Genomic DNA, 19,329 nt, shown 5'->3' with positions numbered 1-19,329 from the left:
GGCATGAGCGAATCAAATCAGGAGTATATCGTAATTTCGGGTGCGAGGGAAAACAATCTCAAGAACGTATCCTTGCGCATTCCGAAGCGGAAGATCACGATCTTCACCGGGGTATCCGGATCCGGCAAGTCATCGATCGTCTTCGATACGATCGCCGCAGAATCCACGCGATTGCTGAACGAGAACTTCAGCATGTTCGTGCGAAATTTTCTGCCCCGTGTTCCGCAGCCGGATACGGATGCGATTGAGAACCTGAGCATGGCTGTTATTGTGGATCAGAAGCGGCTGGGTGGGGGATCCCATTCCACGTTAGGCACGATTACTGATATTTCTCCCATTCTCCGTCTTCTTTTCTCCCGGGTAGGCCAGCCCTATGTTGGACAAGCGCACATGTTTTCGTTTAACGATCCGCAAGGCATGTGTCCCGAGTGTAACGGGCTTGGCCGGCGGCTTGGCGTCGACATGAGCAAGGCGCTGGACAAGTCAAAGTCGCTCCATGAAGGGGCTATTATGCTGCCGGACTATTCAGTGAACGGCTGGGAATGGAACATGATCGTGCAGTCAGGAGACTTCGATCTCGACAAGAAGCTGAGCGATTATTCGGAAGAGGAACTGGAGCAGCTGCTGTACGCCAAGGCAAGAAAAGTTAAGATGGATTTCGCCGGCAAGGCAACAAATATTACAGTGGAAGGCGTCATTGAGAAGTTCACCAATAAATACATCAAGCAGGATGTGAAGATGAAGTCCGAGCGCACACAGAAAGCTGTTGCGCCGTATATTTCCGAGGGGCCTTGCTCCAGCTGCCACGGTGCGAGACTCAGCCAGGCCACGCTCAGCTGCAGGATCAATGGTCTCAACATTGCGGAGCTATCCTCCATGGAGGCCGGACAGCTCATCCGCGTCATTCGTGAGATTAATGATCCTGTCACCGTGCCGGTCGTCAAATCACTGACGGAGCGGTTGCAGCATCTGGTGGATATCGGACTTGATTACTTAACCCTGGACCGTGAAACAGATACTTTGTCCGGCGGCGAGTCGCAGCGTGTCAAGATGGTTAAGCACCTGAGCGGCAGTCTGGTGGATGTCACCTACATCTTCGATGAACCCAGCGTGGGTCTGCACCCCCGTGATGTTCACCTGTTAAATGAACTTCTGCAGAAGCTGCGTGACAAGGGCAATACTGTGATTGTCGTCGAGCATGATCCCGATGTGATCAAGGTGGCGGATCATATCGTCGATGTCGGGCCTCACGCCGGGAGCCACGGCGGCAGCATTGTGTATGAAGGAAGCTTCCAAGGCCTGCTGGAAGCCGGTACGCTGACAGGCACACATCTGAAACGTCCGCTCCAGTTGAAGCAAGAGTGCAGGCAGCCGTCCGGTAAGCTGTCCATCAAGGAGGCCACACTTCACAACCTGCGGAACGTGAGTACAGATATTCCAACCGGAGTACTGACGGTAGTTACGGGTGTCGCCGGCTCCGGTAAGAGCACGATGATTAACGAAGTATTCCTCAGTCAGCATCCGGACGCCATCGTCATCGACCAATCGGCAATAGGAGTGTCAACACGTTCGAATCCCGCAACTTACACAGGCATTATGGATGATGTGCGCAAGGCGTTTGCATCTGCGAACAAGGTGAGTCAAGGCTTGTTCAGCTTCAACTCCAAGGGAGCTTGTGAGAACTGCCAGGGACTGGGTGTTGTGTACACAGACCTTGCCTTCCTCGACAGCGTGAAGCTGCCCTGCGAAGTATGCGGAGGCAGACGATTCAAAGAAGAGGTGCTCGCGTACAAGCTGAACGGCAAGTCAATAGCAGAAGTGCTGGAGATGAATGTGGAGCAGGCATTGGCGTTTTTTCAGCTAAAAGAGGTTGTGCGCAAGCTCCAGGCGATGAGTGATGTGGGGCTGAATTATATTACACTCGGCCAGCCGCTCAGCACGCTTTCAGGCGGGGAATGCCAGCGCATCAAGCTGGCCAGCGAGCTGCATAAGAAGGGCAGCATCTATGTGATGGACGAGCCGACGACCGGCCTCCACATGTCAGATATCGGCCACCTTCTGGAGATCATAAACCGTCTCGTGGATACCGGCAATACGGTGATTGTTATCGAGCACAATCTCGATGTGATCAGCCAAGCGGACTGGATCATTGATATGGGACCGGACGGAGGCAGCAAAGGCGGCCAGGTTGTGTTCGAAGGTACACCTCCGCAGATCATCCATGCTGAGCAGTCGATTACGGGAAGATACCTGATGTAATTAATGGCCGGAAGTGTTAACCAATTAATTTAAGATGATGGTAACTAAAAATACCGCCCTCGAAAAGGGCGGTATTTTTAGAACCATATAAGGTTAGAATTGAAAGTCTTCATCCTTCAGCGGTTCCACGTTAAGCGCCCGGATATATCCGTTGCCTTTCTTCGAGAAGAAGTCATGCTGCTTGGTGTGGGTACTAATGCCGTTCTGGACAATCGGATTAATCTCTTCCTCGTCGAACAGAGGATCATGGCCCAGATTCATCATCGCTTTGTTAGCGTTGTATCTGAGGAAGGTCTTGACCTCGTCCACCAGTCCGATGGGAGCATAGATCTGCTCCGTATAACGTTCTTCATTCTCATGCAGCAGGCGGAGCAGTCCCACCAGCGTCTGGTGCAGGTCGCGTTGCTCGTCTTCCGCGAGACCGTCAAAGATCTCCTGCGCCAGCACCCCGACATATACCCCGTGAATGCTCTCATCCCGCAAAATAAGGTCGATAATCTCACCACTGCAGGTCATTTTACCCTGGCCGGCCAGATACAGCGGGTAGAAGAAGCCGCTGTAGAACAAGTAGCTCTCCAGCAGCACGGAGGCCGCCATAGCGAGATACAGGTCTTTAGGCGAGTCTATATTTTTGTAATATTGTGATATGGTCTCCGCCTTGAACTGCAGGTACGGGTTCTCTTCCACCCAGCGGAATACACTGTCTATCTCCTCTGTGGAGGCTAATGTAGTAAAGATGCTGCTGTACGACTTGGCGTGGATCTGTTCCATCATGCCCATGAAGCCCAGCACCGCCTTGCGCTGAAGGCCTTCAACATGCTCCATAATCTGGGGCATACCGACTCCGCCTTGAATCGTATCCAGCAGTGTCAGGCCGCCCAGCACCTTCATATAAGAGTCCTTTTCCTGCTCACTGAGCGTGAGCCAGGACATTTTATCATCGGACAATGGAATTTCATCATCTGTCCAGAATTGCATAATGTTCTGATTCCAGAACATCAATGAGAAATCGTCGTCGGGACGGTTCCAGTTCACGGCTTGAATAGCGCTCATAATCGTGCAATCTCCTTTTTTTGCGGCAATAGCCTTCCATTTAGATCGAGCAGGTGAGGCATTCCTCGACGGACAGCTTTTTGGTCCGGGTGTAATACAGCGACTTCAGTCCTTTATGCGCTGCATACAGGTAGGAGCGGGCCAGTTCCCTGGTGGATACATCGCTGTTGACATGCAGCACGGTCGAGATGCCCTGGTCGATATGAGGCTGAATTTCTGCGATCAGATCAATGACCTTGAACTGATCCATCTGGTAAGCCGATTTATAGAAGAACACATTGTCCGGCCGCAGGTACGGCATCGGATAGTATGTGGTTGAATTGGCATAAGTCCGGGTCTCAATCTGCTCCACAATCGGCATAACGCTCGAAGTGGCATTCTGGATATAGGAGATACTGGCTGTTGGCGCAATCGCCAGGCGGTAAGCATGGTACAGACCGTTGGCCATTACTGCATCCCGCAATTGTTCCCAGTCTGCAGGTGACGGGATATACATATCCCCGAACAGCTCCTGCACTCTTGGTGTAGCCGGACGGTAATCCGTTGTCAGGTAACGCTCAAAATAAACTCCGGTGGCATAGTCTGATGCCTCGAAGCCATGGAAAGAGCGGCCGGTTGCAGCAGCGATCTCCATGCTCTTCTCCAGGGAGTGGAAGTTCATTGTCATGAAGAAGGTCCGGGCAAAGTCGCGGGCTTGCTCGCTTTCATAAGCGATGTTGTTCTTCGCGAGATAGCCGTGAAGATTCATGACGCCTAGACCGACAGAGTGCATCTCTTTGTTCGCTTTAGCTACGCCAGGTGCATTGGAGATACTGGTCATATCGCTGACAGCAGTCAGGGCGATCATGCCTTCATGCACGGATTCACGGATCTTGCCGTGCTCCATCACGTTGACAATATTCAGGGAAGCCAGATTACAGCTTACATCGCGGCGGATGGTATCCTCCTGCCCGTAGTCAGCAATCTCGGTGGTCTCCTGGAGCTGGAAGATTTCGGTACAGAGGTTGGACATTTTGATCTGTCCGACATTTTTCAGGGCATGGGCCGCATTGGCGTTGCTCTTGTTCATGATATAAGGGTAGCCGGATTCCAGCTGGATCATGGCAATTTTGGTCAGCATATCCCGTGCGCTCATGGCCTTCTTCTTCTTGACACGCGGATCGGCCAGCAGCTTATCGTACATGTCATCCAGATCCATATCGTCGAGATGCGTGCCATAGGCCTTGTACACAGTGTATGGGGCAAATACATGCAGCGGTTCATTGTCCTTCGCCAGCTTATAGAAGCGGTTCGGAATGATCAGCCCAATGGACAGGGTTTTGAGCCTTGTTTTCTCGTCGGCGTTAATCTTCTTGCTGTCGAGGAATTCCAGAACATCCCAGCCAAAAATGTTGTAGTAGGCTGCTCCGGAGCCTTTGCGTTGGCCCATCTGATCAGCATAGGAGAAGCCGTCCTCCATAAGCTTGAGCACAGGCATAATGCCTTTGGCTGCATCCTCGACACCCTTGATCGTCTCCCCGCGCGAGCGCAGCTTGGACAGGTTAACTGCCACACCGCCGCCGATCTTCGACAGCTGCATGCAGGTATTAAGCACGTAGTTGATGGAATTGAGCGAGTCGTCCATTTCGATAAGGAAACAGGAGACGAGCTCACCGCGCCGGCTTTTACCGGCATTCAGGAAGGTTGGAGTCGCAGGCTGCAGACGCTGCTCCATCATTGAACGGGCAAGCACTCCGGCAGTATCGGCGTTGCCGCGTCCCAGGTGGAGGGCGACTGCCGCCACACGGTCCGGGTAGTGCTCCAGATATTGCTTGCGGTCATTACTTTTTACAGCGTAGTCCATGTAGAATTTCGAAGCTGCCATATAGGATGGGAAGCTGAAGTTGTAGCTATGGGCAATCTGGTAGACTTGCTCAATTTCCTCTACGCTGTACTGCCCGTAAAAGTTCTCGTAGAAATCCTGTTCAATCATGTAATCGACCTTAGCTTTTGTATTTGCAAAAACCAGGCTCCGCCGCTCTACATCCCGCATAAATTCGGCTACTGCCTCAAGGTCTTTGTCCAGTTGAAAGAAGCCGCTCTCGTCCCGCTTCATTAACATGTTGTTCAGTTCAATATGCCGCAACCCGGCTCACCTCCTGTTTAATTCGTTCCACATCGCCAAATGTACCCGATAACTCAAATTTACCGATAACTGGCACATTGTACTGGTCTGCAATCAAGTCTGCACTGTTTGCAAACAGCTTGCCCCAGTTCTTGTTGCCGCTGGCAGCGATGCCTTTCAGATTGGCATAATTGTTCCCCAAGAAAGCTGACACCTTCTCTGGAATCTGTCCAAAGCCGGTGGTATATGTAATTAGCACATAGGGCTCGTCAATCGTCATATGCTCCTCAATCTGCACAGCCGGCAGCTTCAGCTTGCCGATGAAGCGTTTGACGTTTCCTGTTTTTGAATCATACGCGACTAGCATGGTGTCAGTCCCCCTGTAAATATTGAAACTCCTCTTAAAATTGTAAAGATTGAATTGCTTAGTTTTAAATACTGAAAAATCATATTAACACTATATTTAGTGTGCGTTGTTTATTTTAATCACTATATGTTGGAAAGTCAATATTGACAAACCACCTTATTCGTTATAAATCTGTCTAGTAAGCGCTTTGCTAGAGTATCGGAATCCCATAACTTCAGGCGGTGCAAGCACTTTTCCACTTCTGAAGAAGCTGACACATTTGTAGGGGGGCTACCCATTACCTTATTATCTGTCTTTATACGGTCAGTTGACTGAATATTGCTATAATCAGTCAAAATATAGCAAGATCCGATGAAAGAATATCAATATTATTATATTTGTGTTTCGATTCGAAGTTGAATCAGATGACAAATACCCAAATAGAGGAGAACCCTAAGATGGTTACGTTATTACTAATAATTATTTATCTCGCATTTATGGGTCTGGGATTGCCAGATGCTTTACTAGGCAGCGCTTGGCCCATTATGCAACACGATATTGGTGCCACAACGGAAATGGCAGGTTATATATCGTTAATAGTCTCATTCTGTACGGTAATATCGAGTTTATTTGCCAGCAGATTGTTGCACAGATACGGTACGGGTAAGGTAACCTTGGTCAGTATACTCTCTACGGCAATCGCTTTGCTTGGATTCTCTATTTCATCAGATTTCATATTTCTAATTCTACTTGCTATTCCTTTGGGCTTAGGAGCAGGTTCCGTGGACGCTGCATTGAGCAACTATGTAGCAGTGCATTTCAAAGCCAAGCATATGAACTGGTTGCATTGTTTTTGGGGAATTGGAGCATTTACGGGTCCAATTATAATGTCGTTTTGGCTGAACCGTGATAACAACTGGCGTGCAGGATACGTTACAGTAGGCTTACTTCTGCTTACTATAGCGATGATATTACTGGCGTCTTTGTCTTTATGGAAGATTTTTGAGAAGGAGAGTATAGAAGAAGGAAGCGACGAAGAGAAACTGATCAGCAACAGAGAGGCTTTACGAATCCCAGGGGTGAAAATATCCATGGTTACCATGCTCTGTTACAATGGATCGGAAGCTGCTGCAGGTCTATGGATGGCATCTTTTTTTATAGGGAATAAAGGGGTTTCTCCTGGCACAGCAGCAGCTTTATCTTCCTTATTCTATATTGGAATCATCATTGGACGAATCATATCAGGATTTCTGTCTACTAACGTATCCAGTAAAAACCTGATAAGATATGGTGGGATCGTGGGCTGTTTTGGACTTTTGATTCTTGTTATGCCAGTCCATTATTGGATTTCTGCAGGTGCCCTATTTATTGTGGGGTTGGGCGGAGCACCAATCTATCCAAGCATTGTTCATTCAACACCGGAACGTTTTGGCAAAATAGCTTCCCCAAGTGTCATTGGACTTGCAATGGCTAGTGCTTATACGGGTTCAACACTAATACCATCATTGATGGGGATATTTGCAAGTCAATTGGGAATGATTATGGTTCCTGTAATACTGCTCATTCTTTTTAGCATCATGCTGGTATCTTCTGAAATGGTTAACATAGCTTACAAACGTAAGGTTCGATAGGACAAGAGCATTTTGGAACTGCAGGAGCGATCCTTTTATGAAGATCAATAGAAAGTCGCCAAGATGGCGGCTTTTTTGTTTTGTGAACTTGATTGGGAGAATGTTTACTATTATTCATTCGTTTTAGGGAATGTGCACAGTTTGGCACATAGAAGAGCATTATGCTATAGGGATTTTCCGCACATATCTCCAATAGTCACCTAAAGGTAACTCTATTATAAAAAGGTGCCTACTTCCGGTAAGTAACTATATAACTTATGATTATTTTAGCGCTAGAAAATGCAATCAGTAAAGGCGGGATTCAGCTTGGGCAGCAGCTTATGGGAGCAGATTACGAATTATTTCACAACCGACATAGGTGCTTACTTGTTCTCCGTAAAAGAGCACATCGCCATCAGCGTCTTGGCTTTAGGGGGCTCAGCTTTGTTTGGAATCATCCTGGGATATTTGTGCGCGGAACGCAAGAAATACGAAAAATGGATCGTCACCATCTTTCAGGTTTTACGGATCATCCCAAGCCTGGCGATCCTCTTTCTGTTGATCCCGCTGATGGGGACAGGGTTCCAGCCGGCTATGACAGCACTGATATTACTAGCCATTCCGCCGATTCTGATGAACACTGTTGCCGGACTTGAAGAAGTGCCTGCGTTTATGCTGGAAACGGCTTACGCGATGGGAATGTCGGACTGGCAGGTGCTATGGAAGGTGAAGCTTCCGTTAGCCGCGCCGCTCATTCTAACCGGAATCAAGACGGCTGCCATTGAGATCGTGGCAAGCGCGACATTAGCCGCAAAGATCGGCGCCGGAGGTCTCGGGAGCATTATTTTCACAGGCCTTGGTCTAAACCGGATCGACTTGCTCCTGATTGGAGGTATATCGGTTGCGGTGCTGTCCATCGCCTCCACGCTCATCCTTGATGGGGCAGAAAGATATTTGTTTAAATATAAATTCACCGGAAAGTAGGGATTGGATATGAAGAATACAACAAAGTCATTCACAGCAATTGCAATTGTACTACTATTGATGTTTACACTGGCCGCTTGCGGCAGCAAGAACGAGGAAGGAAGCGGCCAACCGACAGTACGTGTCGGGAGCAAAGATTTTACAGAAAATTTGCTCGTAGGTGAATTGTATGCTCTGGCGCTGGAGGATGCAGGATACAAGGTCGAGAGAGTCTTCAACATTGCAGGGTCCGTCATTCATACCTCGCTTATTAATGATGAGATTGATCTATATCCGGAATACACAGGGACAGGCTTGTTAACCATCCTCAAGAAGCCGCTGATGACCGACCCTGAGGAAGTTTACAATACGGTGAAAAATGAATATGAACAACAGTTCCAAGTCACTTGGCTGGATTACTCCAAAGCCAATGATGGAGCAGGGCTGGTTGTCCGCACAGCTGTATCTAAGGAGCTGGGGATTACAACGATTTCCGATCTGCAGAAACATGCAAGTAGGCTGCGGTTTGCATCGCAAGGTGAAGTGGATCAGCGTGAAGACGGCATCCCGGCGCTTGAGAAGGCCTATGGTCCGCTGAAATGGAAGTCGTCAAAGGTCTATGATAACAGTTTGAAGTATGAGGTTCTCTCTAATGACGAAGCGGATGTCGCACCGGGTTATACAACGGAAGGCATGCTGGTAAATACGGATGAATTCACACTGCTAGAAGATGACAAACAGGTATGGCCGCCTTATAATTTGGCTCCGGTTGTCCGTAACGAGGTATTGAATGCCAACCCGGACATTTCAGAGATGATTAATAAGGTAAGCGCTGCGCTGGACACCGCATCCATTACAGCCTTGAACGCAAAGGTGGATGTGGACAAAGAAGAATATGAAGATGTGGCCAAGGAGTTTTACGACTCCATTAAATAAACGGGATTTCTGGAGGAGAATATGGCACAGACTGCGATCGAACTCAGCAATGTGAGCAAGAAATATAATCAGGCCGGCTATTTCGCGGTGGATCATGTAAGTCTGTCCATTGAAGAAGGGGAGTTCATTACCATTCTGGGCTCCTCGGGTTCCGGCAAAACTACATTGATGAAAATGATTAACCGTCTGTACGAGCCGGACGAAGGGAGCATTACGCTCTTTGGAGAAGATATCATAGCCCTGGATCCGGTTACAGTAAGAAGACGCATCGGTTATGTCATTCAACAGGTAGGTTTATTCCCGCATATGACCATCAGACAGAATGTCGCCGCCGTACCTAAGCTCTTAAAGTGGAGCAAAGCAAAGATTGAAGCTAGAGTAGATGAATTATTAACACTCGTTGGTCTAGAGCCGGGTGAGTTTAAGAACCGCTATCCTTCCCAGCTGTCAGGCGGCCAACAACAACGGATCGGATTGGCAAGAGCGCTGGCGTCAGACCCCAAGATCATGCTGATTGACGAACCTTTTGGTGCACTAGATGCCATCACCCGGATGAATTTGCAGGATGAACTACTGCGCATTCACGGAGGACTGAAGAAAACCTTTCTGTTCGTGACCCATGATATCAATGAAGCATTTAAATTAGGGCACCGGGTTATTGTTATGGACAAAGGACGGGTCTGTCAATTCGATACGCCAAAGAATATTGCGTCCTTCCCTGCAGATGGCTTCGTATCCTCCTTAATCGCTTCATCCCGCGGGCAGGAGAAGTTCTGGGAGGGGTTAACTTGATCGATTATATCATGAACCACCCCGATAAATGGGCAAAGGCGCTGGTGGAACATTTGGAGATTGTGGGCATGACACTACTGGCATCGCTTTTACTCGCCTCGATTCTGACCCTAATCTCCATGACATCTAAAATGCTGTCCAGGTTCTTGGTTCATTTGTTCTCAATCATCTATTCGATACCCAGTGTGGCTCTGTTCGCGATGATGATTCCTGTAACGGGACTGGGCAAGACCACGGCTATTACAGTGCTTGTAGTGTACAATCAATATCTGCTCCTGCGAAATTTCTTTGCAGGTCTGAATGGGGTTGATCCCGCCATCATCGAAGCGGCTACAGGCATTGGCATGAGTAACCTGCAGGTGCTGTACAAGATCAGACTGCCGTTATCCATAAGAGCCTTTTTTACCGGAATACGGCTTGCGGTAGTATCTACGATAGGCATGGCTACGATCGCTGCGTTCATCAACGCAGGAGGATTGGGTGATATCTTGTTTGACGGACTTCGGACAATGAACGTATATAAAATCGTCTGGGGCAGTGTACTATCCGCCGGAATGGCGGTTGGTGTCAATGCGCTGCTCGTTAGGATAGAAAAAAGCATATAAAGGAGAGCTGCAAAATGAAAGCAGTAGTATTGGAGCATCCGTGTGAGCCGCAGGAGCTGCAGGTGAGGGAGGTACCATTACCTGAAGTGAAGCCAGGCTGGGTCCTGGTTAAAATTCAGGCTTTTGGCATTAATCGTTCGGAGATTTTCACCAGACAGGGGCATTCGCCTTCCGTTCAACTTCCGCGTATTATCGGGATTGAATGTGTGGGTAAAGTTGAAGATCCGTCGGATAGCGGTCTAGTCAAAGGACAACGGATTGTGTCGTTAATGGGCGGGCTTGGACGCGATTTTGACGGCAGCTATGCGGAGTATACACTAATTCCGTCAGACCAGGTGTACCCTATTGATATTCAGCTGGACTGGGCTGAGCTGGCTGCGATTCCGGAAATGTACTACACGGCTTATGCTTCGTTATTTGACACCCTGAAGCTGACTGGGGGAGAGGCACTACTGATTCGCGGAGGCACCAGTTCCGTAGGACTCGCAGCTTTACAGCTTGCCAAAAGTATTGGAGCAACGGTGATCTCAACAACAAGAAATCCGGACAAGATGGAGCTTCTTAAGCAGTTTGGCGCAGATCATATCTTGCTTGATGACAACAGCTTGTCCGAGAAGCTTTTTGCTATTGCCCCAGGCGGCGTAAATAAAGTATTGGAGCTTGTAGGAACCGTTACGCTTAAGCATTCACTTGGACTTGCCGCCGAATATGGCATCGTGTGTGTCACGGGGATTTTGGCCGGCGAGTGGGTATTGGACGGGTTCGAACCGATGGTTGACGTTCCGACTAACGTGTATCTGACATCGTTCACAAGCACGCATGTCAAGAGACACTTGCTCGTAGAGCTGTTCCAGCATATCGAACGGCATGAGATCAAAGTACCTATCGCCAAAGTGCTGCCGCTCGAACACATCCATGAGGCACATCTCTTAATGGAGAGCAACTCAGCTAACGGTAAAATTGTAATCGTAAATAAATAGTTACAAGAAACGTTTGGTACAGACAAAAAAAGCGCTTGAAAGAGCCGGACACATTTATTGAGGATTCAATAATGTTCGACTCTTAGAAGCGCTTGATTGCGATAGATGAGTAGACTGGATTAATCGGCCGACACTCTACTTTCAACTGCTGTCTGATTGTCCTTGTATGTCTCTTGATAACCATTACCCCATTGCTCCATAGCGGAGATGATCGGACGCATCGTGTGCCCTATATCGCTTAAGGAATATTCCACCCGTGGCGGAACTTCGGCGAATACCTTTCTCACGATAATCCCGTCTTGTTCCATAGAACGAAGATTGTCCGTCAGCACTTTCTGGCTGATTCCGGGGATTGTATTTCGCAGTTCAGTAAAACGATTCGGTCTAGCCAAAAGGTTTCTCATAATGAGCAGCTTCCACTTATTACCTATCAATCCCACAGTAACGGCAACCGGGCAAAAGGGAAGTTCATCTTTAGTCAGCATGTTCTGATCCTCCAATAGTTTCAAAAAGAATGTTATAGCATCAAAGGAATGCTAGTTCAAAAAGTGATATTGCATCATTATCATAGTGTTGGAAGCTAAATAAAGCAAGCTGCAGCCTCACAGCCCCCTCAGTTTATATATTTCAGTCTCCCTTAGTAATCTCAATGAACTTGCTGGCCGCTGTCGTTAGCGGCATGTTGCGCATAGTCATCATGCCCACCCGGGCAGGGGGAAGCTGAACATCCAGTTGAATCTCGAAGAGAGAACCTTCCTCCAGCTCCTTGGACACAAATTCCCGGGTCACGAACGAGATGCCGAGTCCTTTGCGGGCAAACTCGATCAGCAGGCCAACGCTGCCAACCTCGAATTCAGGCTTCAGCTCATATCCGTAGCCTTGGAACAAGTCCGTAATCGCCATACGTGCGCGGCTGCTGCGGGAGAAGAGGATAATGGGGTACTGTAGCAGCTCCTCAATAGAGAGCACCTTCTGGTTCAGCTCAGCATAGTGGCTGCCCGCGATGAAGCAGTCCTGCAGTTGAAGTCCCTGCCGCACCTCAAGCTGGGGATCGGTGATCGGCATGCGCACTACGCCCAGATCTACGAGGCCTTCTTTTAAATATGAAATGACCTCCGGCGTCGTTCCGTGGATCAGATGAAGCCGAATGCCAGGGTAGCGCTGGTGAAAGATTTCGATAAAAGGCAGCAGATAATGCTTGAACAGTGAATCACTGCCGCCAATCCGCAGTTCGCCGTTGTCAAGGTTTTTGAGCTCGGCCATTTTCTTCTCGGCTTGGGTGATAAGGATATGGGATTGTTCAATATAGGAGTACAAAGTGGCTCCCTCAGGTGTCAGCATGACGCCCTTGGAATTCCGGGTGAAGAGGGTAAGGCCGAAGCTGTCTTCCAGTTGCTTAATCGCATGACTGACGCTTGGCTGGGTAATGTACAGGGATTTGGCGGCTTGGGTCAGGCTTCCTGTCTTGGCTGCCCAGTAAAAAACCTTGTATAGCTCGAAATTGTTCATAGACATGGCCTATAGCTCCTGTGAAATATATTAATTACTTGTATGGTTCGTATTTGTATTATAGTGTAACCAGGAAAGATAAACCAGAGCAGAAGGAGAATGGAGATGGAGGCAACCACATTTGTTTTATTTGGAGCGACAGGGGATTTGGCCCGAAGAAAAATCTACCCCGCGCTGTATAATCTGTTTCTCGACCACAAGCTGCACCATTCATTCTCTGTGATTGGTCTTGGCAGAAGAGAACTTGCTGATGAAGCCTTTCAGGCTATGGTGGAGCGGTCCATCCGGGATTTCTCCCGGCGGGAAGTGAACGATTCTGCGTCCGTGCGCCGCTTCCTGAAGTCCTTCCGATATAATGTGCTGGATGTAGGGCATACAGAGGATTACCTAAAACTGCTGCAGCGGGTTGAGCAGCAGGAAGAGAGCATGGGCAGTTCCCCGAACCGGATGTTCTATTTATCTGTCGGTCCTGAGTTTTTTGAGCCGATTGCCTTGAACATTAAGGAAAGTGGTCTGGGTGCCGCCAAAGGCTGGAAACGTCTGGTGATTGAGAAGCCCTTCGGACATGATCTGCAGTCTGCGCAGGCGCTGAATCTGAAGCTGAGCGAAGCGTTTAGTGAGGATGAAATTTTCCGGATCGACCATTATCTGGGCAAGCCAATGGTGCAGGAGCTGGATGTATTCCAGCAGACGAATCCGGTGCTTCACGCACTCTGGAACAACCGCTACATTGCCAACGTGCAGATTACTGCGGGGGAAACGGTGGGTGTGGAAGAAAGAGCGGGTTATTATGATCATGTGGGTGCACTGAGAGACATGTTCCAGAATCATATGCTGCAGCTGCTGATGATGCTTGCGATCCGCTTGCCGAAAGACAGCTCTGCAGACGAGGTGCGCTACAAGAAAAAAGAAGTTATGGAGGCCCTGGAACCGTTGGAAGAAGCGGATATCCAGTTTAAAGTAATCCGTGGGCAGTACACTGCAGGCACCATCAAGGGCAAGCCGGTTCCAGGCTATCTCTCCGAACCGGGAATTCCGGCAGGTTCGATGAACGATACATTTATTGCGGCCAGACTTACGATCGATGATCCATTCTGGAAAGGTGTGCCGTTCTATATCCGAACCGGGAAGAGAATGAAAGAGAAATCGACACGGATTGTGATTGAATTCAAAGAGCCGCTCAAACAGAATTCGTCAGCCGCCGAGGATGATATCCCCAATCTTCTGGTGTTCGAAATCAGCCCGAACGAGGGGATTACGCTACAGCTCAAGGCAAGAGATCCCCAGCACAAGGGGAAGTTCAAGGCTATCCATATTGACTTCCATACCAGATCTATTGAGGTCCCGGAGGCTTATGAGAACCTGATCTATGATGCTTTGCACGGAGATCCGTCATTCTTTGCGCATTGGAATGAGGTGGAGCTGTCCTGGAAGTGGGTGCAGCCAATCCTGAATGCTTTTGACAAGAATACGGTTCCCCTTCATTCCTACGCTGCGGGTACGTTCGGACCTGCAGAATCGAATCAGCTGCTGGCGAAGGATGGAAATCACTGGTGGCTCGACTCTGCCATTGAAGAAGTAAGCGAGCTTTCTTTACGTGATGCTTCAAATTTTTAATTCTAATATTAGTTCAACTAAAAATGGAGGTTTACGAATATGAAATTTTTTATCGATACTGCAAATGTGGAAGATATCAAAAAAGCATACCAAATCGGTGTACTGTCCGGAGTCACAACGAATCCATCTCTGGTAGCCAAAGAAGGCGTGAAATTTGAAGACCGCATTGCAGAAATTCTGCGCACTGTGCCTGAGGTAGAGTCCGTATCCGCTGAAGTAACACCGGATGCCGTTACTGCGGAAGAAATGATCGCACAGGCGAACGAGCTGATTAAGATCAATAACTATGATAAAAACATTACGATCAAGCTCCCGATGACACTCGCAGGTCTGGAAGCCTGCCGGTATCTGACTCAAAAAGGCGTGAAAACAAATGTGACGCTGATCTTCACCGTGAACCAAGCGCTGCTCGCTGCCCGTGCAGGAGCTACTTATGTATCGCCATTCCTGGGCCGTCTGGATGATATTTCGGAGGATGGAGTGCAATTGATCGTAAAAGTCGCCGAGCTATTCCGCATTCATAACCTGGATGCGCAGATAATCGCCGCTTCGGTCCGTCATCCGGACCATGTGACCCGCGTTGCCATGGCCGGTGCGCATATTGCCACCATTCCGTTCAGCGTGATTGAGCAGATCTCCAAACATCCGCTCACCGATCAGGGGCTGGAGAAGTTCGCTGCCGACTGGAAGAAAGCGCCACAGGTCTAATTGTCCAGCACATATCATAGGGAGGTTTATTGACGATGGGTAAACAGCAAATTGGTGTGGTCGGCTTAGCCGTCATGGGTAAGAATCTGGCCTTGAATATGGAGAGCAAAGGGTTCTCGGTGGCCTTGTACAACCGTTCCCGGGAGAAAACCGATGAGCTGCTTGCAGAAGCAGCGGGCAAAAATTTCGCAGGTGCCTACAGCATTGAAGAGTTCGTTCAGTCTCTGGAGCTGCCGCGTAAAATCATGATTATGGTCAAGGCCGGCAAGCCGACCGATGATACGATTCAGCAGCTGGTACCGCATTTGTCACCAGGGGATATCCTGATTGACGGCGGGAACGCCTTTTTCCCGGATACGCAAAGACGGAACAAAGAGCTTCAGGCTCAAGGCTTCCGCTTCATCGGTGCAGGGGTATCGGGCGGTGAAGAAGGGGCGCTGAAGGGACCCGCCATTATGCCGGGCGGACAAAAGGATGCTTACGAGCTGGTGGAGCCAATCCTGACCGCCATTTCAGCCAAAGTAGACGGCGATCCGTGCTCCACTTACATCGGAGAAGATGGTGCCGGGCACTATGTCAAAATGGTCCATAACGGCATCGAATACGGCGATATGCAGCTTATTGGAGAAGCGTATCAGTTGTTGAAGGATGTTCTGGGACTGGATACTGATGAGCTGCATCAGATTTTCTCGGAATGGAACCGCGGCGAGCTAAGCAGCTATCTCATTGAGATTACAGCCGACATCTTCGCCAAAGCAGACCCGGACACAGGCAAGCCGATGGTCGATGTGATCCTGGATTCCGCCGGACAAAAGGGGACGGGCAAATGGACGAGTCAAAATGCACTCGATCTGGGCGTTCCGTTGTCCATCATTACTGAATCCGTCTTTGCACGTTTCATCTCGGCCATGAAGGAAGAGCGTGTGGCTGCAAGCAAGCGCCTGAAGGGACCTGAGGTCAAGAGCTATGACGGAGACGCCAAGGCATTCATCGAAGCGGTCCGCAAAGCGCTCTATGCCAGCAAAATCGCCTCGTACGCCCAAGGCTTTGCCCAGATGAGAGTGGCTTCGGATGAATATAACTGGAACCTGAACTACGGAAGCATTGCGATGATTTTCCGCGGAGGCTGCATTATCCGCGCAGGCTTCCTGCAAAATATCAAGGACGCCTACGCCCGCGACCCTGAGCTCAAAAACCTGTTCCTGGATGGGTATTTCAGCAGTGTGGTTCATAACTACCAGGAAGCGTGGAGAGATGTAGTTGCGATTGCCGTCAAAAGAGGAATTCCGGTTCCGGCCTTCGCTTCCGGACTGGCCTACTATGACAGCTACCGTTCCGAACGTCTCCCGGCCAACCTGCTGCAGGCACAAAGAGACTACTTTGGAGCGCATACCTTTGAACGGGTGGATCAGCCGGGAAGCTTCCATTTTCAATGGATGAACAACAACGAATAATAAGCTATTATTAGATATAAATTTCTTTGCAGAAGTCCGGGTGGATAAGCCCGGGCTTTTTTAGCATCTGAGTGATTGCGGAGTTCTTCATTTAGTAGCTCGATTTCAATGATTATGATATTCTATAACCGATGTAAATATTTGGGCAATAAGAGGAGGGGCATGGTTGAAAAGATTAATAGGTGTATTATTGATTTTCAGCTTACTTATAGGATTAAATACGGCTTCGTGGACTGCCGCATCACCAGCAGGAACAAAGCAGATCCTCCGGATCGGTCTCGAGAAATTACCGGCATCACTCGATCCTGCCATATCCTCAGACGTCATTACATCGACAATCGTCAATGGATTGTTCGAAGGATTGGTTCGGCTGGATAAAACAGGTCAGGCTGTACCGGGCATCGCTAAAGCATGGAAAATCTCTTCTGACGGTAAAACCTATACGTTTACACTACGGTCCGACGCGAAGTGGAGCAATAAGGAGCGGATTACAGCCGCGGATTTTGAGTACGCATGGAAAAGGGCGTTAGCGCCTGAAACCGGCAGCAACTCAGCATTCAATATGTATACAATTTCCAATGCGAAGGATTACAATCAAGGCAGGCTAAAGGACTCTTCAAAAGTGGGAGTGAAAGCACTGAACAGCAATACTCTACAGGTGACGCTGAACGAAAAAACAGCCTATTTCATTCAGTCGCTGGCAGAGAATGTTTATATGCCGGTAAATGCGGGGAATGTGAAGGCGAACAAAAAATGGGCTTACTCTGCAAATACTATAATCACGAACGGTCCCTTCACACTACAGTCCTGGGAAAAAAATAAAATGACACTCGTTAGCAACCCGAAATATCATGCAGCTGCTGATATTCATTTCTCAGAAGTCCAATTTCTTCTGCCAAAGCCGGGAACAGCTAACACTACTGCTGCTTACATAAATAATGAAGTAGACTGGGCTGTTGCGGAATTCGATATGCTGGATAATTCTACTCGTGCTAAGGCATCTTCTATCCGTACCGTAGAGATGCCTCTTGGCTCAACTTATTATTATCAGTTCAATCTGCAGCAAGCTCCCTTTAATAACGTGAATATACGAAAAGCCTTAGCTATGGCAATCGACCGGGAAGCTCTCCGGTATGGATCACCTGCATTCGGATTTATACCTCCGGCTATCCGTAGCACTGATCTCAATTTTCGTACCGCAGTTGCAGATACGTCTTATTTTAAAGAAAATGTGAAGCTGGCCAGGGAATTGCTGCAGAAAGGCTTAAACGAAGAAGGGCTTAACGAGTTTCCAAGCTTTTCGGTCATCGTTAACGAAGGACCTGGACATTATACTATCGCAGAATCCGTCATTAACGACTGGTACAACAATCTGGGTATCAAAGCAAGTCTCGAGGTCCAGTCCTGGGAAGAGCTGATCAGCAACAAGGTCAGCCGGAATTTTGCCGTGGTAAGAGCTGGCTGGGGAGCAGACTATAATGATCCTGCGGCTATGATGGAGATACTGTCTTCCACGAATGAGAACAACGATTCAGGCTGGAGTGATCCGTTGTATGACAGCTATGTAACTCAAGCAAAACATACTTTTGATCCGAAAGAACGCATCAAGCTTTATGCCAAAGCCGAAAAGCTGCTTATCGACCAGATGGCTATCATTCCGCTGTATTATTATGTTGCAGATGTTCTGCAAAAACCCAATATTCATAATGTATACCTAGACTATGATGGAAACATTGCCTTCACGAGGGGATATATAAAATAAAGTAAACAGCCAGCAAATCCACCACTTTTAATGAGTTGGTGATTGCTGGCTGTATTTATGAAGAACTACACTCTCATTTAGCAACATGTTGCAAATGCAACAATATTATTATAAACTATTAAACGTATCGGCAAGTAAAAAAATTTATGGAGTTGTTTTGATGAAAGAAATCCTACGTGAAATTGGAATGATTGCAAGAGCATTAGATTCTATAAGCAATATTGAATTTAAAGAATATGAACTTACCAAAGGGCAGTATTTATACCTTGTCCGAATCTGTGAAAACCCAGGAATAATTCAAGAAAAATTAGCCGAAATGATTAAAGTAGACAGAACAACCGCAGCTCGGGCAATAAAAAAACTTGAAATCCATGGTTTTGTTGAAAAGAGAGACGATCAAATTAACAAAAAGATAAATAGACTCTTTCCAACCGAAAAAGGGGAAAATGTTCTGCCTTTTATAAAAAGAGAAAATGACCATTCAAATAGTGTAGCGTTAGCGGGATTTTCCGAAAGAGAAGCAGAAACCATTTTTGAACTTCTTCAAAGAGTTAGAAAAAATATTGAAGTAGACTGGGAATTTGTAAAAAAGGGCAACAAAAGAATATATTAAACTTAAATAAAGGAGCTC

The 19,329-nt window shown here is 48.1% G+C and carries 17 protein-coding genes; 12 read left to right on the top strand and 5 right to left on the bottom strand.

All coding sequences use genetic code 11. The features are described from left to right. The first annotated feature begins 3 nt into the window (after positions 1–3). Complete coding sequence (locus NYE29_RS26880) at positions 4–2,259, top strand: excinuclease ABC subunit UvrA (protein WP_340898205.1); 2,256 nt, start codon at positions 4–6, stop codon at positions 2,257–2,259. 93 nt (positions 2,260–2,352) lie between these two features. Here NYE29_RS26880 and nrdF read toward each other — a convergent pair whose 3' ends face one another. The 3 genes from nrdF to nrdI are packed head-to-tail and all read right to left on the bottom strand — an operon-like array spanning position 2,353 to position 5,783. Continuing rightward, entirely contained in the window at positions 2,353–3,312 is a 960-nt protein-coding gene (gene nrdF / locus NYE29_RS26875) for a class 1b ribonucleoside-diphosphate reductase subunit beta (protein WP_076113935.1), read from the bottom strand. A 40-nt stretch (positions 3,313–3,352) separates the two neighbouring features. Continuing rightward, complete coding sequence (gene nrdE / locus NYE29_RS26870; protein WP_340898204.1) at positions 3,353–5,437, bottom strand: class 1b ribonucleoside-diphosphate reductase subunit alpha; 2,085 nt, start codon at positions 5,435–5,437, stop codon at positions 3,353–3,355. Continuing rightward, the gene (gene nrdI, locus NYE29_RS26865; protein WP_038592234.1) at positions 5,424–5,783 is read right to left on the bottom strand and encodes a class Ib ribonucleoside-diphosphate reductase assembly flavoprotein NrdI; all 360 of its coding nucleotides are present in this window, start codon (positions 5,781–5,783) and stop codon (positions 5,424–5,426) included. The genes nrdE and nrdI overlap by 14 nt, the downstream gene beginning before the upstream one ends. A gap of 437 nt (positions 5,784–6,220) precedes the next feature. Here nrdI and NYE29_RS26860 point away from each other — a divergent pair, with 437 nt between their 5' ends. The 6 genes from NYE29_RS26860 to NYE29_RS26835 all read left to right on the top strand — a co-directional run bounded on the left by NYE29_RS26860 (position 6,221) and on the right by NYE29_RS26835 (position 11,648). Then, positions 6,221–7,393 carry an MFS transporter gene (locus tag NYE29_RS26860; RefSeq protein ID WP_340898203.1) on the top strand — a complete coding sequence of 391 codons (1,173 nt, stop codon included), beginning with the start codon at positions 6,221–6,223 and terminating at the stop codon, positions 7,391–7,393. Positions 7,394–7,672: 279 nt separating this feature from the next. Further along, a complete protein-coding gene (locus NYE29_RS26855; RefSeq protein WP_144024476.1) occupies positions 7,673–8,356 on the top strand; it encodes an ABC transporter permease subunit in 684 nt (227 codons plus the stop codon). A 9-nt stretch (positions 8,357–8,365) separates the two neighbouring features. Beyond that, positions 8,366–9,271 (top strand): glycine betaine ABC transporter substrate-binding protein, encoded by a 906-nt coding sequence (locus NYE29_RS26850; protein WP_340898202.1) that lies wholly within the window; start codon positions 8,366–8,368, stop codon positions 9,269–9,271. A gap of 21 nt (positions 9,272–9,292) precedes the next feature. After that, on the top strand, positions 9,293–10,063 hold the full coding sequence (locus NYE29_RS26845) for an ABC transporter ATP-binding protein (protein ID WP_340898201.1): 771 nt from the start codon (positions 9,293–9,295) through the stop codon (positions 10,061–10,063). Next, a complete protein-coding gene (locus tag NYE29_RS26840; protein WP_340898200.1) occupies positions 10,060–10,668 on the top strand; it encodes an ABC transporter permease in 609 nt (202 codons plus the stop codon). Before NYE29_RS26845 ends, NYE29_RS26840 begins: the two co-directional genes overlap by 4 nt. A gap of 14 nt (positions 10,669–10,682) precedes the next feature. Then, complete coding sequence (locus NYE29_RS26835) at positions 10,683–11,648, top strand: zinc-binding alcohol dehydrogenase family protein (protein WP_340898199.1); 966 nt, start codon at positions 10,683–10,685, stop codon at positions 11,646–11,648. 119 nt (positions 11,649–11,767) lie between these two features. On the opposite strand, the gene NYE29_RS26830 is transcribed toward NYE29_RS26835, so the two are convergent. Continuing rightward, on the bottom strand, positions 11,768–12,133 hold the full coding sequence (locus NYE29_RS26830; RefSeq protein ID WP_076113927.1) for a winged helix-turn-helix transcriptional regulator: 366 nt from the start codon (positions 12,131–12,133) through the stop codon (positions 11,768–11,770). 142 nt (positions 12,134–12,275) lie between these two features. Further along, positions 12,276–13,163, bottom strand: coding sequence for a LysR family transcriptional regulator (locus tag NYE29_RS26825; protein WP_076113926.1), 888 nt, complete (start codon positions 13,161–13,163; stop codon positions 12,276–12,278). 99 nt (positions 13,164–13,262) lie between these two features. Between NYE29_RS26825 and zwf the strand changes: the two genes are divergently transcribed. The 5 genes from zwf (at position 13,263) to NYE29_RS26800 (ending at position 19,311) form a co-directional block, all read left to right on the top strand. Continuing rightward, the gene (zwf, locus tag NYE29_RS26820; protein WP_340898198.1) at positions 13,263–14,774 is read left to right on the top strand and encodes a glucose-6-phosphate dehydrogenase; all 1,512 of its coding nucleotides are present in this window, start codon (positions 13,263–13,265) and stop codon (positions 14,772–14,774) included. A gap of 39 nt (positions 14,775–14,813) precedes the next feature. After that, positions 14,814–15,482: a fructose-6-phosphate aldolase gene (gene fsa, locus NYE29_RS26815; protein WP_020428805.1), complete on the top strand. Its 669-nt coding sequence runs from the start codon at positions 14,814–14,816 to the stop codon at positions 15,480–15,482. A 35-nt stretch (positions 15,483–15,517) separates the two neighbouring features. Next, positions 15,518–16,936 carry an NADP-dependent phosphogluconate dehydrogenase gene (gene gndA, locus NYE29_RS26810; protein WP_340898197.1) on the top strand — a complete coding sequence of 473 codons (1,419 nt, stop codon included), beginning with the start codon at positions 15,518–15,520 and terminating at the stop codon, positions 16,934–16,936. Positions 16,937–17,102: 166 nt separating this feature from the next. Then, positions 17,103–18,698, top strand: coding sequence for a peptide ABC transporter substrate-binding protein (locus NYE29_RS26805; protein WP_340898196.1), 1,596 nt, complete (start codon positions 17,103–17,105; stop codon positions 18,696–18,698). Between the two features lie 160 nt (positions 18,699–18,858). Continuing rightward, positions 18,859–19,311, top strand: coding sequence for a MarR family winged helix-turn-helix transcriptional regulator (locus NYE29_RS26800; protein ID WP_076113922.1), 453 nt, complete (start codon positions 18,859–18,861; stop codon positions 19,309–19,311). The last annotated feature ends 18 nt before the right edge of the window (positions 19,312–19,329 follow it).

The organism is Paenibacillus sp. FSL M7-1046 (assembly GCF_038007405.1).
Lineage (GTDB): Bacteria > Bacillota > Bacilli > Paenibacillales > Paenibacillaceae > Paenibacillus_AQ.
Note: the sequence above shows the minus strand (reverse complement) of the source record. Positions and strands in the feature narration are given on the sequence as shown.